Source organism: Streptomyces sp. NPDC107575 (genome assembly GCF_055657265.1).
Genome location: NZ_JBVKBG010000013.1, coordinates 78,131 through 93,264 on the forward strand (window position 1 = coordinate 78,131; position 15,134 = coordinate 93,264).

A 15,134-nucleotide genomic window follows, 5' to 3' on the forward strand; every position below is an offset into this window, starting at 1 on the left:
AGCACCGCCAACCGAGGGGCGCAAGATGTCGCGCGTATTCCGCAAAAAATGAACAGGCGGGTTTGTCGGGGGAGTCGAGCGCCTCCTACGAGGCCGGGGGCGGCGGCGCCGTGGAGCCCCGCACCACCAGTTCGGGCTCGAACAGCAGCTCACCCGGCGGCACCGTGCCGCCCTGGATCTGCGCGACGAGCAGCTCGACCGCGGCCCGCCCCATCGCCTCGATCGGCTGGCGCACCGTGGTCAGCGGCGGCTCGGTGCAGTTCATGAACGCCGAGTCGTCGTAGCCGACCACCGAGATGTCGCCGGGTACGGTCAGTCCCGCGCGGCGGGCGGCCCGCACCGCGCCGAGGGCGAGGGGGTCGCTGGCGCAGATGATGCCGGTGATGCCGCGGTCGATGAGCCGGGCCGCCGCGGCGTGCCCGCCCTCCAGGGAGAACATCGCCCGCTCGACCGCCGAGCCGGGGAGCCTGCCCTCCATGGCGCGCGCGGCGGCGAGTTTGCGCTGCGAAGGCATGTGGTCGTCGGGGCCGAGCACCAGGCCGATGCGCTCGTGGCCGAGCGAGGACAGATGCCGCCACGCCTGCTCCACGGCGACCGCGTCGTCGCACGCCACGCACGGGAAGCCGAGTCGTTCGATGGCCGCGTTCACGAGCACCACCGGCACCTGGCGTTCGGCGAGCCGCTGGTAGTGGCCGTGCTCGGCGTCCCCCTGCGCGAACAGGCCGCCCGCGAACACCACGCCGGAGACCTGCTGTTGGAGCAGCAGCTCCACGTAGTCGGCCTCCGAGACGCCGCCCTTCGTCTGGGTGCACAGCACCGGGGTGAGCCCCTGCTGGGCGAGCGCGCCGCCGATCACTTCCGCGAACGCGGGGAAGATCGGGTTCTGCAGCTCGGGCAGGACCAGGCCGACCAGGCGGGCCCGCTCACCGCGCAGCTGCGTCGGCCGCTCGTAGCCGAGGACGTCGAGCGCGGTGAGCACCGACTGCCGCGTCGCCTCCGAGACGCCGGGCTTGTTGTTGAGCACCCGGCTGACCGTGGCCTCGCTGACCCCGACCTTTTTCGCCACCTGAGCAAGTCTGCGCGTCATGGAGCGCAAGATTAGCGCAAGAACTTGCGTCCCGTTTGCGTGATGGGGACATTCGTCGTGGCCGCGCTCCGCGCGGTCAGCTGTGCGGGACGACCGCGACCGGGCTGGTCACATGGTGCACGACCGAGTGCGCGGTGCAGCCCAGATGGGAGGCGTCGGTCCGCCGGCCCACGACCGTCAGGCTCGCCGTCGTGGCCGCCTTGAGGAGATGGTGGCCCGGCTGCCCGTACAGGAGCCGCTCCTCGACCCGCACCTCCGGATACTTCGTGCGCCAGGTCCGCACCGCGTCCGTGAGGGACCGGCGCAGCCGCTCCTCCTGGCGCGCGGCGTCGCCCGGCATCGCCCCGCCGGGCGAGGTGCCGCGCAGCGGCGGCAGCGTCCAGGCGTGCAGCGCGTGCAGCGGTGCGCCGCGCAGGGCCGCGGCCTCGAAGGCGTACGAGAGGAGTTCGTCGGCGGGCGCCGTCACGTCGAGCCCCACGACCACGGGGTGGAAGTCGGGCCCCTCCTGTTCGTCCTGCGGCAGCCCGCCGGCCCGCACCAGGACCACCGGGCGCGTCGCGCGCGCCGTGACGGCCAGGGCGACCGAGCCGACCAAGAACCCCGAGTAGCCGGTGAAGCCCCGCGATCCGAGCACCAGGGTCTCCGACTCCGCGGCCGCCTCCAGGAGCGCGGCCACCGGCTGTTCGGCGCGGCGCCGGGCGATGATCTCCAGGGCGGGATGGGCGTACGAGAGACGGAGGGCCACGACGTCGAGGACCCCGCGGTCGGGCAGATCGACGTCCGGCAGCCGGGGCGCGGGACGCTGTGTCCCCGCCGCCTGTACGAGCCGCAGCGGCAGTCGGCGGCGCAGTGCCTCGCGGGCCGCCCAGTCCGCGGCGTGGACGCTCTCACGTGAAGCGTCGGTCCCGACGCTGAGTACGCGACAACTGGTCATGTCGGGAACCTCTCCGTGGCGATGACGCGGATGGTGTGCCTCCGGTGCGGGTTCCACGCCAGGCGGTGCTCACTCGTGTGGAGCACGGCCGGATCGGGTGCTCGCGGGCCCCGGTGCCAGGGACCTTCTCACCGGCCCGACCTGCGCAGGGAGAGGCGAACCGGCCCTTGGCGAGGGGCCGTTCGGCCCCTGTGCCAAGGCGCCCGGGAGCGCGAGCGTGGTTCTACCCTGGCAGGGAGGTGACGATGACGACCTGCAAGAAGTTCAGGCAAGCCAAGGGCAACCCCCTGCGGCGCAGGTCGGACGCGGTCGAGGGGTGGGCGGCGCTGCTGCTCGGACTTCTCGCCCTGCTGGTGGCGCCCCTCGCGGGCGTCGCGGCCGGCTGGGGAGCCCACGCCGACGCCGCCGGGCACGCCCGCGCACAGGTGGCGCAGCGCCAGCAGGTGCGGGCCACACTCGTCGAGAACGCCCCGGACTACGTGCCGTCCCAGAGCGGCGTGCAGAACGCGGTCACCTACCCGGTCAAGGTCCGCTGGACCGAGGACGGCCGGGGCACCGTCGTGGCGAAGGCCCCGGTCTCCGCAGGTCTCGAGCGGGGCGAGCGCGCCACCGTCTGGCTCGACCGGCACGGCCGGGTCACCACCGAGCCCTGGGGCTCCGAGGCCATCTGGGCCCGTGCGCTCACCGCCGCCTTCCTGGTCACCGCCACCACCGCGACCCTCGCCCTGCTCGCCCGCTGCCTCCTGCGCCGCGTACTCGACCACCGCAGGATCGCGGCATGGGAGCGCGACTGGCGCCGGGTGGGGCCCGAGTGGAGCCGGCGGCACGCGTAGGCGCAGGCCCCCTGCTGAGCCGGACGGGAGCCGGGCGGCGCCGCAAAGCGCCTGCTCAGGGACCTGACGGGCCCGCCGCCAGAGCCGACAGGGCCCGGCTCCGGAGCCGTTCGGCCCCTGCCCTCGGGGGCCGCGACCCGGCATCGTCGAGGTATCGCAAGGACGCCGTCCGCACGACGCGATGGCGCCGCCGGAGCCCCTGCTCCGCCGACAGCAGGGCCCCGGCGGCGCCCCGAAGGGAAGCGCTCCCGGACGTCGCCCGAGCCCCCGAAGGAGGCCGCCCATGACCACCACGGCACCGCGGATGAGTCAGACCCTGCCCGAGGAGTACCGCGGCCGGCTGATGCGCTTCGCCCGCGACGTGAGCTTCCCGGAAGGCACCCGGCTCTTCGACGAGGGCTCCCGCGCCGACCGCTTCTGGCTCCTGCGCAGCGGCACCGTCGCCCTCGACATGCGGGTGCCCGGCCGGCACGCCCCCGTCGTCGAGTACCTCGGCCACGGCGAACTCATCGGCTGGTCATGGCTGTTCCCGCCGTACGTGTGGCAGCTCGGCGCACGGGCCGAGACCCGGGTCAGGGCCCACGAGTTCGACGCCTTCACGGTGCGCCTGCTGTGCGCCTCCGACCCCGGCCTCGGCTCGTTCGTGGCCCAGTGGGTGGGCGGGGTGCTGGCCCACCGGCTCAGCGTCACCCGCACCCGGCTGCTCGACCTCTACGCCCCCTACGGATCGGGGGCCGCGTAGCACCGACGACGGGCCGCCAGGGCCGGGTGAACGGTACCGTTCGGCCCTGGCGGATCAGTCCGTCCGGCCCCAGGATCTAGACGGGTTCGCACCTACCCGTCTGGGTAACACCACAGCCGAGGGGGCCGTATGTCACAGCCACGTACTTTCTCAGCGGACCGGCCCATACGCATCCTGCTGCTCGACGACCACGAAGTGGTGCGGCGCGGCCTGCGCGACCTCCTCGGCGCGGAACCCGACATGACCGTCGTCGGCGAGGCCGCCACCGCCGCGCAGGCGATCGCGCGCGGCCCCGCGCTCCGCCCCGACGTGGCCGTGCTCGACGTGCGCCTCCCGGACGGCGACGGCATCACGATCTGCCGCGAACTGCGGGTCCTCATCCCGGACGTGAGCTGCCTGATGCTGACGTCGTTCGACGACGACGACGCGCTGCTCGACGCCATCATGGCCGGCGCGGGCGGCTACGTACTGAAACAGATCAAGGGCTCCGACCTGGTCTCCGCGGTGCGCACCGTGGCCGCGGGCGAGTCCATGCTCGACCCGGCGACGACGGCCCGGCTGATGCGCAGCCTGCGCGGCCCGGAACAGGGCGGCCCCGCCGAGTCCGAGACCGCGGGGGCGCCGCCGGCCGAGGGCGTCGAACTGACCGAACGGGAGCGGGACATCCTCGCGTTGGTGGGGGAGGGGCTCACCAACCGGCAGATAGGGGCACGGCTCTTCCTGTCGGAGAAGACGGTGAAGAACAACATCTCCCGGCTGCTCGCCAAGTTGGGCGTCGAGCGCCGGATCCAGGCCGCCGTGATCGCGACGAAGCTGCCGCAGGACAGGTACCGGCCGTGACCGCCACCGGCTCACGAGTCCTGCGGCGCTGAGACGAGCGGCACCGTCCACTCCAGGAGGGTGCCGCCGGCTGCCCGCGCCGTGGCCGTCAGCGCCCCGCCGCGCCGGGAGGCGCGGGCCGCGAGGTTGGCGAGACCGCTGCGGTGCCCGTCGGCATCGGTGGAGATCCCCACGCCGTTGTCCGCCACGGTCAGCGTCAGCGACCCGCCCCGCACCACGAGGGCCACGTCGGCGGACGACGCCCGTGCGTGCCGGGCCACGTTCGTGAGCGCCTCGCCGAGCACGGCCAGCGCGTCGTCCGCGCAGGTCCCCGGCACATCCGCGTCGATCAGGCCCTCCATGCGCAACGACGGGGTGAAGCCCAGGACCTGAGCCGCGTCCTCCACGGCCCGCACGACCCGCACCCGCAGCCCGGAGCCGGTCGGCGGGCCGCCGCGGTCGCGCAGGCCGAAGATCGTCGAACGGATGATCTTGATGGTGGTGTCCAGATCGTCCACGGCCCGCAGCAGGCGCTCCGCCGCCTCCGGATGCTGTACGAACCGCTGCGCGCTCTGCAGCGTCATCCCGGTCGCGAACAGCCGCTGGATCGCCAGGTCGTGGAGGTCGCGGGCGATCCGGTCCCGGTCCTCGAGCAGGCTCATCTGCTCCGCGTCCCGCCGCCGGTCCGCGAGTTCCAGGGCGAGGGCCGCCTGCCCCGCGAATCCGCTCAGCGGTATCAACTCGGCCGCGGAGAACGGCGGATGCTCGGCCCGTCGGGCCAGCATCAGTACCCCGCGCACCCCCTCCGACGTACCGATCGGCACCGCCACGGCCGGCCCGAGACCGTCCCAGCGGTCCGGCTGATAGGTGATCCGCGGGTCCTTGCGGATGTCGTCCGACGTGACCAGCTCGCCGGCGGAGAGCGCCGCCCCGGCGAAGGTCCCCTCGCGCGGCAGCGTCACATCGCTGTGCGCCTGGGCGCGTTCGCCGAGCGCCAGCATCTCGTGCAGCTGGTGGTCACCGGGGACGAGGAGCGCCACCACCCCGAGATCCGCCGCGGTGATCTCCCGCGCCCGGTCCACCATGAGGCGCAGCACCTCGGACTCGTCGGCCCCCGACAGCAGGCTGCCGGTGAACTCGGCACTCAGCTGCAGCCAGCGCTCGCGCAGCCGGACCTCCTCGTACAGCCGCGCGTTCTCGATCGCCACGCCCGCCGCGGCGCCGAGCGTCTGCAGCACCGCCACGTCCTCGTCGTCGAAGTCGCCGCCGCCGCGCTTCTGCGTCAGGTACAGATTCCCGAACACGCCGTCACGGACCCGGATCGGCACCCCGACGAACGTGTGCATCGGCGGGTGGTGCGGCGGGAAGCCCGCGGACGCCGGATGGTCGGCGAGCTCCGAGAGCCGCAGCGGCTCCGGGTGCCGGATCAGCTCGCCCAGCAGCCCGTGCCCCGACGGCAGATCTCCGATCACCGCGCGCAGCTCGTCGTCGATCCCGACCGGCAGGAACTGCGACAGCTTGCGCCGGTCCTCGCCGATCACCCCGAGCGCTCCGTACTCGGCGTCCACCAGGACCACGGCCACCTCGACGATCCGCCGCAGCACCTGCGAGAGATCCAGCTCCTGCCCCACCGACAGGACCGCCTCGAGCAGCCCTTGCAGCCGGTCCCGGGTACGGCGGACCGCGCCGATGCGTACCTGGAGTTCTTCGAGCAGTTCGTCGAGCCGCAACCTCGGCAGTGGGCCCGACCCCCGTGCACCGTCCTCGGCCATCCGGCCTCCGTGGGCCTCGGTGAGGTGTCGTTTCGTACTCAAGGTAGCGGCTGTTCGCGCCCCTATGACCTGCTTCGTCAGACCTCGGACGGTGGAACGGGGGAGTCCGCCGAGGACGCGGCGTGCAGCGCGGCGATCTGGGAACGGGAGGTGAAGCCGAGCTTGGTGAGGATGTGCTCCACATGGGAGTCGATCGTCCGCTTCGACACCACGAGCTTCGCCGCGATCTCCCGGTTGGTGCACCCCTCGCCGACCAGAGCGGCCACCTGCCGCTCACGGGGCGTCAGACCGTCGGTGGGGCCCGAGCGCTGCGGCGGCACGTCGGGGGACGGCGCCGACTCGTCGTCGAGCGCCAGGTCGAGCACGAAGTCGAAGGGGAGCGCCGCGCCCTCCTCGAACGAGTGGTGGTACCCGTCGGCACCGAGCACCTCGCGGGCCAGCTCCGCGGCGTGCGCGTGCAGTTCGTGCAGCACGGGGAGGCCGAACCTGGCCTCCTTGGCGGCCCGGCGCCACAGCGCGTCGGCCGCGCCCTGCAGCGCGGCGACCCGCTCGAAGCGCCGCAGCCGCGCCGCGTACCAGGCCAGCCCCTCCATGAAGTGGGCGAGCCCCATCAGGTCGTGAAGCGCCGCCTTGCTGCGGATGCCCTCGCGGGAGCACTCCATGGACGCCTCGTGATCGCCCTTCAGCCACAGGCCCACGCTCTTGACCCACAGGGCCCAGCTGCGGGCCCACTGCTCGCCCGGATGCGCGGCGCCGCGTGCGAGCGAGTCGTCGCACCAGGCGATGCCCTTCTCGTGGTCACCGGAGATGATGAGCATGAACCCGGCGTAGAAGCCCAGCATGAGCAGGCCCGTCTCGTCGCCGAGGGTCGTCATCCGGGCCCGGGCCTCGTCGAAGTCGTCGGCGCAGCCCTCCATTTGACCGAGGAAGTAGCGGCGGTGCGCCTGGAAGGCGAGCGTCCATGTGGCGCCCACCCGGTCGCCGATCCGCTCGGCGACCTGCTCGGCCTCCTTCAACAGCGCCTCGTTCTTGCCCCGTTCCCCCTGGATGTCCATGTACCAGCTGATCAGATACAGCGCCTTGACGCGCTGCGGCGTCTCGTCGCGGCAGCAGTCAAGCGTGCGGCGCAGCCAGTAGCGGCCCTCGGTGAGCAGCCCGGTCGCGTGCCAGTAGCCCCACAGCGCCGTCGCCATGTCCAGGCCGTCGCAGTGCAGCCGGGGCGTGGCCAGGCAGTACTCCAGGGCGACCCGGACATTGGCCTGGTCCCGCACCAGCGCCCGCAGCAGCGGGATCTGCGCGTCCCCCGTCCACTCCTGGTCGAAGGCGCGCGCCGCGTCGAGGAAGTACTCGAGGTGGCGGCGCCGGGCCCGCTCCTCGCCGCCGAGCACGGCGAGCTGCTCCTGGCCGTACTCACGGATGGTGTCGAGCATCCGGTAGCGGGTGCCCTCGGGCGTCTCGACCCGCACCACGACCGACTTCTCGACGAGCCCGATCAGCGAGGTCAGCACGTCCTCGACCGGCAGGACGTCCTCGTCGGCGCACACCGTCTCGGCGGCCTGGAGGCTCAACTCGCCCGCGAACACGGACAGCCGGGCCCACAGCAGCCGCTCCGCCGCCGTCGACAGATCATGGCTCCAGCCGATCGCCGTACGCAGCGTCTGATGGCGCGGCACCGAGGTGCGGCGCCCGCCCGTGAGCAGCCGGAACCGGTCGTCGAGCCGCGCCAGCATCTCGTCGAGGGACAGCACGCGCAGCCGGGAGACCGCGAGTTCGATGGCGAGCGGGATCCCGTCGAGCCGACGGCACAGCGCCAGCACGTCCGCCCTGTTGTCCCCGCTCACGGTGAACCCCGGCACCGCCGCGGACGCCCGGTCCGCGAACAGGGCCAGCGCGTCGCACTCCCGCTCGCCCCCGCCCGCCGGCTCCGGCATGCTCAGCGGGCCGATCGCGAGGACGTGCTCCCCGGGGACGTCGAGCGGCTGCCTGCTGGTGGCCACGATCCGCAACCGGGGCGCGGAGCGCAGCAGTTCGTCGCAGAGCACCGCGCACGCGTCGACCAGATGCTCGCAGGTGTCCAGGAGCAACAGCAGCTCGCGGTCCTCCAGATGGTCGGCGATCACCTCGAGGGCGGGCCGCGCCGCCTGCTCCGGCAGGTCGAGCGCCGCCGCCACCGCGTTCGCGAGCAGCGCCGGATCGCGCAGCGCGGACAGCTCCACGAGCCGCACGCCGTCGGGATACCGGCCCCGCAGGTCGCGCGCCGCGCGCACCGCGGTCCGGGTCTTGCCGACGCCCCCCGGCCCGGTCAGCGTGACGAGCCGAGCCCGTGTCAGCACGTCCGCGACCTGGACCAGCTCCCGGCGCCGCCCGACGAAACTGGTCGTCTCCGCGGGCAGTTCGCCCGGCGTGCGCCGGGTGGGACTGGGGTTCATAGGGGGCTCACCTCGTGCGGGTACGGAGGGTGGCGACTGCCGTCGCCAGGCTAGGCCGAAGCGGGTCCCGGCGTACCCCCTTCACGGGACGACCACCCGAACGGGACAGGACAGAGCGGGCGTTGGCGCAAGTCCCCCCGATTTCCGCGCGCACTTCGGGGAAACCGTCACACGGAGCGTCCGGCTGACTACACTTCCGGGAACGCCACGGCTGTCGCGCCGGCCGAGCAGCGCCCCACCGGTACAACCGGAGCCGAGATCTCCGGCCCCTTCCGAAAGGCCCTTATGACAGCCCGTCCGTCGTCGACCACCTCCCTGCCCGAGACGTTCGGCACGCTCGGCGTCAGCGCCCGGCGACTGGCGGCGGGCACGGGAGCGGACGGCGGCGCGGGCGGCGATCTGCACGGCGTCGTCGACACGCCGTACGGGACGCGGCTGCTCATCGGCGACGTGATGGGCAAGGGCGCCGAACTCTCCCGCACCGCCGACACGGTCCTGCGCACCTGGCAGCGCCTCGCCCTCGTGCAGCGGACCCTCGAGGTGCTCGCCGTGCGGCTGCACTCGCTGGTCGCGCACTCCGAGGAGCCCGACCGCTTCGTCACCGCCACGCTGGTGACGGTCGCTCCCGACGGCTCCGCCGAGGTGGTCTGCTGCGGGCACCCGCCGCCCCTCCTGATCCGTGACGGGGCGGCGGTCCCGGCCGCCGTGCCCGCCCCCGCGCCGCCGCTCGGCCTGCTCGACCTCGCGCACGGCTGGTGCGGCGCGGAACAGATATCGGCGACCGCCTGGGACCGCATGCTGCTGCACACCGACGGAGCCACCGAGGCCCGTGACGCGGACGGTGAGTTCTACCCGCTCACGGAGCGCGCCACCGAGCTGAGCAAACTGCCGCTCGCCCCGTTCACCGCCGCCCTCTCGGCCGACCTGCTGCACCACGCCGGAGGCCACCTCCAGGACGATGCCACCCTGCTGGCGCTGGAGCCGGCGAACACCTAGCCGGCTGCCCGTCCGCCGCTGTCCGTCGCCGCGCGGCGCTTTGGGAAATCCGTTGCCCCGAACCAGTTTTCGTCCCCTGTGACAGGGGAGTCGGAGGGCGGACCGTGTGACAGCAGACGACGACGGAAGGGAGTTGCAGATCATGCTCCTCGCCCACCCCGCCCTGTTGACCGACCTCGTCCGCGAGTACGAGATGCTCAGCGCGCTCGACGCCGACGAGGGCGGACCCGCCGCGCAGCGCCGGCTCGACGACGTCGGATACAGCCTCTGCGTGGCCACCGGCACGGGCGACGTGGACGCCGCGCTCGTCGCCGCCCGGCATCGGCTGCCCGGGGCGCGCGTGCACGACGACTCGATGCTCTCCGCGCGGCGGCGCAGGACGCCGCACGCCCGTCGACACCGGTGAGACCGGGCTTCAGCGCGCCGCTGTCCGGTCGACGGCGCCGAAGTCGACCGTGCTCCGGTCGACGTGCGGCGCGGGCCCCTGGCTCGCGCCGTTGGCGCCGCCGGACGCCGTGATCACGCCGATGGCGACGGCGGTCGCGGCGACACTGCCCCCGAGCGCGAGCCGGGAGCGCGTCGAGCGCCGCTTGTGCCGCGCCGGGCGGGGACCGCTCGGGTAGGGGAGGTGGGCCATCGTCGTGCCTCGGTCTCCGTGCGGAGGTACGGGGGAGTGACCAAGGCTAGGAGCGGAGTGCCGGGCCGCGGGGCGGGCCAAGGTCCCGGATGCCGGGGCGATGGTCCCGAGCGGTCGGGCCGGTGGGGCGTCAGACCGCCATCGTGTCGCGGCCCGTGGTCTGCTCTTCCAGCACCTGCTGGGCCTTCGGGGCCGACGACTGCCACAGGGTCGTCACCGGCTCCCACACCCGCACACCGGTCGGCGAGCCGAGGGTCAGGGCCTGGAAGCTGCGGCCCTGGTGATCGGGGATCGCCGCGACCGTCACGAACATGACGGCGGGCGCCTCGTCCTTGGCATCCTCAGGGTCGGACACCGACAGGACCGCCGCGTACGCCGTGTCGTGCGCGGCCAGCGCCCGACCGGCGTGCGGCACCATCGGCAACGGCAGCGCCGCCCCGTCCAGCTCTCCGTACGTGACCGTCGGGACGCGGTCGACGAGGCAGGCCTTCGAGGAGTCGTTGCGCACGCTCAGCCTCAGGATGTCGGCGTTGTCGTCGGAGGGCCGGGCGCGCACGGTCACATCGTTCTCGCCGCAGCGTTCGGGAGCCGCGCGCGAGGCAGAGTCGGCTGCTCCCGCGGTGGGCACGGTGAGTGCGGTCAGGGCGAGGGCGGCGACGGCGGCCGCCGCGGCGTGACGAGAGACGTGACGAGCGCGCATCGGAACTCCCGACTCCTTGGTTGGTCCGGCCTGGTCGTTCACCGCCGCCAAACGAATGAAATGCGATGAAACCAGGCATACGACCCTAGCGCGAAAGTGTGACCCGGGGCACGCCGCGAGGCCGGGGGTGCAGTGCGCGCAAGGTTTGCACGGTGTGCAAGAATCACGCTCGTGACCGTCTCCGACCAGCAGCCGAGCGCCCCCGCCGAGGGGCTGCGCGCGCGCAGGCGCCGCCAGACGCGCACCGAGCTGCACGCGGCCACGGTCCGGCTGGCCCGCGAGCACGGCTTCGCGCAGGTCACGGTCGAGATGATCAGCAAGGAGGTCGGCGTCTCGCCGCGGACCTTCTTCAACTACTTCCCCAGCAAGGAAGCCGCCCTCTTCGCCCTGCCCGGCACCGTGCCGCCCGCACTCGCGGACCGGTTCGCCGAGGGGGAGGGGAGCGGGACCGACGCCGTGCTGCGCGACCTCGGCGACATTCTCGCCGACCACCTCCAGGAAGCGGTCCCCGAGCCGCAGGAACTGGAGGACCTGCTGCGCATCGCGGACGGCGTGCCCTCGGTCCTCGCCACGTTCCTCGCCCAGTGCGAGGCGGTCGAACGGGACCTCGCCGGACTCGTCGCCCGGCGCACCGGCGCCCCGCCCGACGGCGCGGCGGCCGAACTGCTCGCGGGAGTCGCCATGGCGACCGTGCGCAGCGGGATCAAGCGGTGGCAGCAGTCGAGCGATCACCACGACGGTCCCGCCGAGCGTGTACGCGAGTCCTTCGACTCGCTGCGCACGCTGCTGGGACCGGCCGCCGTGCAGTAGGCGCGCCACCCGTGTGACCACCTCCCCCTCGCGGTCACCCCGGATCCCCGCTCTCCCCCTCTCCCCGCATCAGCACCACCGAAGTACCCCGTACGCGGCAACCGCTCTCCCCGCCGCAGGGTCAGCCCCGTACCACTCCACCCGCACACCACATCGGAGAACACCGCAATGACGCACGCCCCCGCTTCCGAGGGCATCGACTCCGGCCCCGACCCGGCGGCCGCCGGGCTCGAAGGGACCGAGGAGAGCACGGTCAAGCCGCACAACTTCGGCCTGATCTTCGCCGCGCTGATGCTGACCATGCTGCTCGGCGCGCTCGACCAGACCATCGTCTCGACCGCGCTGCCGACCATCGTCGGTGAGCTCAACGGCATCGAGCACATGGCCTGGATCACCACCGCGTACATCCTCGCCGCCACCATCGGCATGCCGGTCTACGGCAAGCTCGGCGACCTCATGGGCCGCAAGAACATCTTCCTCGCGGGCATAGCCCTGTTCCTGGTGGGCTCGGTGGTCTGCGGACTCGCCCAGAACATGGGCACGTTGATCGCTGGCCGCGCCCTCCAGGGCCTCGGCGGCGGTGGCCTCATGATCACCTCGCAGGCGATCATCGCCGACCTGGTGCCGCCGCGTGAGCGCGCCAAGTACATGGCCCCGATGGGCGCCGTGTTCGGTCTCTCCTCCGTCGTCGGACCGCTGCTCGGCGGCTGGTTCACCGACGAGCACTCCTGGCGCTGGGCGTTCTGGGTCAACCTGCCGCTCGGCATCCTGGCCTTCTTCGTCGCCGCCGTCGCGATCAAGCTGCCGCGCAAGGCCGTCCAGGTCACGCTCGACTACCTCGGCACGATCCTGATGGCCGCCGCCGTGACGTGCACGGTCCTGTTCGCCTCGTGGGGCGGCACGCAGTACGAGTGGTCCGACCCGCTGGTCATCGGCCTCGGCATCGGCGCCGTCGTCGCCTGGGTGCTGTTCTTCTTCGCGGAGAAGCGCGCCGAGGAGCCGGTCATCCCGCTGCACCTGTTCCGGTCGCCGATCTTCAACGTCGCCACCCTGCTCGGCATGATCGTCATCGGTCTCGGCATGTTCGCGATCGTCGGCTACATGCCCACCTACCTGCAGATGGTCTACGGCAAGTCGGCCACCGAGTCCGGATTGCTGCTGATCCCCATGGTCGTCGGCATCATGGGCACCGCCCTGCCGTCCGGCGCGATCATGTCCAAGACCGGCAAGTACAAGATCTACCCGATCGCCGGTACCGCGATCATCATGCTCACCGCGTACCTGATGTCGACGCTCGACGTGTCCGACCCGGTCTGGCTGGTGTGCGTGTACGTCGGCCTCGCGGGCGCGGGCGTCGGCCTGATGATGCAGACCCTCGTGCTCGCCGTGCAGAACGACTTCCCGGGCTCGGAGGTCGGCACCGCCACCTCCGCGAACAACTTCTTCCGGGAGATCGGCGCGACGCTCGGCACGGCCGTCGTGGGCGCCGTGTTCGCCAGCCGCCTCACCGACCAGCTGGCCACCAACCTGCCGGCGCAGGCCGCCGCCAAGGTCGGCGACAGCGACTCGCTGACCCCGGCGCTGGTCCGCGCCCTCCCGGCCGACCTGCGCGACACGGTCGTCAACTCCTACCAGGAAGCGCTCGTCCCGATCTTCCTGTACCTGCTGCCCGTCTTCGCGGTCGGCCTCGTCCTCGCCTTCGTCCTGAAGGAGAAGCCGCTCGCAGACAACGCCGACTGGCACGCGGAGAACGCGGGCCCCGTGGCGGACAAGGAGCCGGAGCCGGTCGGCTGACCGTCCAGTCCGTACGGCACGGTGCCCCCGCCGCGCTCCCGGAGCGCGGCGGGGGCACCGCCGTATCAGTCGACCTCCAGCCACACCCCGTCCCGCATCAGGTCGCGGCCCGCGAGCTCGTTCGCCTCGCGCCAGGCCTGGATGCGCAGGGGACGGATCCGGAAGTACAGATACGCTCCGGCGTCCCTGCGCGGATCGAACCCGGCCTGCGCCGCGAACGCGTCGCCGAACTCCTCGGTGACCTCGTCGGCGGGCAGCACCTCGCAGCGTCCGGTGATGTGCACGACGTCCCGGGTCAGCCCGATCCCGAGGTGCACCTGCCCGCTCGCGACGAGATTGCGGGCCACCGGATTCGTCGCTCTTGTCGATACGTAGACACTCTCGTCCCGCCACATGAAGGACAACGGCATCATGTACGGCGCGCCGCCCTCGGGCCCGGCCGTCGCGACCCACGCGTCGACCTCCCGCTCCAGTCGGTCCAGGGTGTCCTGCCTGCGTTGCTTCGCCGAACGGGCGGGCGCGGGCTGCGACATGGAATTCTCCTTCACGGGAACGGTGGCTTCTGCGGCGATAGTGGATGGTGCACTGCCATGACACGCCACCACGGAGGAATGTGACAGATGGCCGACGCCGAAGCCCTGGCCGCCCGCTTCGAGGAGCACCGACCGCGGCTGCGCGCCGTCGCCCACCGCATGCTCGGCTCGTCCGCCGAGGCCGACGACGTGGTGCAGGAGGCGTGGCTGCGGCTCAGCCGCACCGACCGGGCCGAAACCATCGACAACCTCGCCGCGTGGCTGACCACGGTCGTCTCCCGCATCTGCCTCAACGCGCTGCGCGCCCGCGACACCCGTCGCGAGGACCCGCTCGAGGCCCAGGAGCACGAGCGGGGCGAAGGGCCCGTCGATCCGGCGGACGAGGCGGTCGCGGCCGACTCCGTGGGGCTCGCGCTCATGGTCGTCCTCGACCGGCTCGCCCCGGCGGAGCGCCTGGCCTTCGTGCTGCACGACCTGTTCACCGTGCCGTTCGAGGAGATCGCGACGATCGTCGAACGCACCCCCGCAGCCACCCGCCAGCTCGCCAGCCGTGCGCGCCGCCGGGTGCGCGACGCCGATCCGCGCGCCACGGAGGAGGCGGACCGCGAGCGGCGCCGCGAGGTCGTCGAGGCCTTCCTCGCCGCGACGCAGGGCGGTGACTTCGAGGCGCTGCTCACCGTGCTCGACCCGGACGTCGTGGTCCGCTCGGACGCCGCGGCCGTCGCCATGGGCTCGGAGCCGGAGGTGATCGGCGCGCGCGCCGTGGCCTCCCTGTACGCGGGCCGCGCCAAGGCCGCCCGCCTCGCCCTGCTCGACGGCACGGCGGGCGTGGTGTGGACGCACGCGGGCACCCTCAAGGTCGCCTTCGCCGTCGAGGTCGACCTCACGACGGACCCGCCCCGCATCACCGGCATCGAACTCGTGGCGGACGAGGAGCGGCTGGCGGCGATGGACGTGGTGCCCCTGCGGCGGCGCAGCAATCCGGCCTCGGGCGGGTGGAGCCAGGAGGACGCCGAGTAGCACGGCACGGCCCGGCCGGACTAGCGTG

General features: G+C 72.9%; 15 protein-coding genes. 8 read left to right on the plus strand and 7 right to left on the minus strand.

The genetic code is table 11. The features are described 5' to 3' along the window. Nucleotides 1–85: 85 nt before the first annotated feature. Entirely contained in the window at nt 86–1,087 is a 1,002-nt protein-coding gene (locus ACZ7L4_RS41860) for a LacI family DNA-binding transcriptional regulator (RefSeq protein ID WP_472110350.1), read from the minus strand. Between the two features lie 76 nt (nt 1,088–1,163). Further along, nucleotides 1,164–2,021, minus strand: a complete 858-nt coding sequence (locus ACZ7L4_RS41865; protein WP_472110352.1) for a universal stress protein — start codon at nt 2,019–2,021, stop codon at nt 1,164–1,166. A 245-nt stretch (nt 2,022–2,266) separates the two neighbouring features. On the opposite strand from ACZ7L4_RS41865, the gene ACZ7L4_RS41870 reads away from it, so the two are divergent. From ACZ7L4_RS41870 to ACZ7L4_RS41880, 3 genes are all read left to right on the plus strand, one after another. Next, entirely contained in the window at nt 2,267–2,854 is a 588-nt protein-coding gene (locus tag ACZ7L4_RS41870) for an Rv1733c family protein (RefSeq protein WP_472110354.1), read from the plus strand. A 283-nt stretch (nt 2,855–3,137) separates the two neighbouring features. Continuing rightward, nucleotides 3,138–3,596: a Crp/Fnr family transcriptional regulator gene (locus ACZ7L4_RS41875; protein ID WP_422412088.1), complete on the plus strand. Its 459-nt coding sequence runs from the start codon at nt 3,138–3,140 to the stop codon at nt 3,594–3,596. Nucleotides 3,597–3,725: 129 nt separating this feature from the next. Continuing rightward, nucleotides 3,726–4,436 carry a response regulator gene (locus ACZ7L4_RS41880; RefSeq protein ID WP_450812155.1) on the plus strand — a complete coding sequence of 237 codons (711 nt, stop codon included), beginning with the start codon at nt 3,726–3,728 and terminating at the stop codon, nt 4,434–4,436. An 11-nt stretch (nt 4,437–4,447) separates the two neighbouring features. Here the strand turns inward: ACZ7L4_RS41880 and ACZ7L4_RS41885 are convergent, their stop codons facing one another. Continuing rightward, nucleotides 4,448–6,187: a sensor histidine kinase gene (locus tag ACZ7L4_RS41885; RefSeq protein ID WP_472110356.1), complete on the minus strand. Its 1,740-nt coding sequence runs from the start codon at nt 6,185–6,187 to the stop codon at nt 4,448–4,450. Between the two features lie 77 nt (nt 6,188–6,264). Next, nucleotides 6,265–8,616, minus strand: coding sequence for a helix-turn-helix transcriptional regulator (locus ACZ7L4_RS41890; protein ID WP_472110358.1), 2,352 nt, complete (start codon nt 8,614–8,616; stop codon nt 6,265–6,267). A gap of 285 nt (nt 8,617–8,901) precedes the next feature. Here ACZ7L4_RS41890 and ACZ7L4_RS41895 point away from each other — a divergent pair, with 285 nt between their 5' ends. Together ACZ7L4_RS41895 and ACZ7L4_RS41900 are read left to right on the plus strand one after the other, a co-directional pair. Then, nucleotides 8,902–9,612: a PP2C family protein-serine/threonine phosphatase gene (locus ACZ7L4_RS41895; protein ID WP_472110360.1), complete on the plus strand. Its 711-nt coding sequence runs from the start codon at nt 8,902–8,904 to the stop codon at nt 9,610–9,612. A gap of 106 nt (nt 9,613–9,718) precedes the next feature. After that, nucleotides 9,719–10,018: a DUF5133 domain-containing protein gene (locus tag ACZ7L4_RS41900; RefSeq protein ID WP_472110362.1), complete on the plus strand. Its 300-nt coding sequence runs from the start codon at nt 9,719–9,721 to the stop codon at nt 10,016–10,018. A gap of 9 nt (nt 10,019–10,027) precedes the next feature. Here the strand turns inward: ACZ7L4_RS41900 and ACZ7L4_RS41905 are convergent, their stop codons facing one another. Both ACZ7L4_RS41905 and ACZ7L4_RS41910 read right to left on the minus strand, forming a co-directional pair. Then, complete coding sequence (locus ACZ7L4_RS41905) at nt 10,028–10,249, minus strand: hypothetical protein (RefSeq protein ID WP_472110364.1); 222 nt, start codon at nt 10,247–10,249, stop codon at nt 10,028–10,030. Nucleotides 10,250–10,379: 130 nt separating this feature from the next. Next, nucleotides 10,380–10,949, minus strand: a complete 570-nt coding sequence (locus ACZ7L4_RS41910) for a DUF4232 domain-containing protein (protein WP_472110366.1) — start codon at nt 10,947–10,949, stop codon at nt 10,380–10,382. Between the two features lie 171 nt (nt 10,950–11,120). On the opposite strand from ACZ7L4_RS41910, the gene ACZ7L4_RS41915 reads away from it, so the two are divergent. After that, complete coding sequence (locus ACZ7L4_RS41915; RefSeq protein ID WP_472110368.1) at nt 11,121–11,759, plus strand: TetR/AcrR family transcriptional regulator; 639 nt, start codon at nt 11,121–11,123, stop codon at nt 11,757–11,759. 168 nt (nt 11,760–11,927) lie between these two features. Continuing rightward, nucleotides 11,928–13,553, plus strand: coding sequence for an MDR family MFS transporter (locus ACZ7L4_RS41920; RefSeq protein ID WP_472110370.1), 1,626 nt, complete (start codon nt 11,928–11,930; stop codon nt 13,551–13,553). 65 nt (nt 13,554–13,618) lie between these two features. On the opposite strand, the gene ACZ7L4_RS41925 is transcribed toward ACZ7L4_RS41920, so the two are convergent. Then, nucleotides 13,619–14,086 (minus strand): pyridoxamine 5'-phosphate oxidase family protein, encoded by a 468-nt coding sequence (locus ACZ7L4_RS41925; RefSeq protein WP_472110372.1) that lies wholly within the window; start codon nt 14,084–14,086, stop codon nt 13,619–13,621. An 87-nt stretch (nt 14,087–14,173) separates the two neighbouring features. On the opposite strand from ACZ7L4_RS41925, the gene ACZ7L4_RS41930 reads away from it, so the two are divergent. After that, a complete protein-coding gene (locus ACZ7L4_RS41930; protein WP_472110374.1) occupies nt 14,174–15,106 on the plus strand; it encodes a sigma-70 family RNA polymerase sigma factor in 933 nt (310 codons plus the stop codon). Nucleotides 15,107–15,134 lie beyond the last annotated feature (28 nt).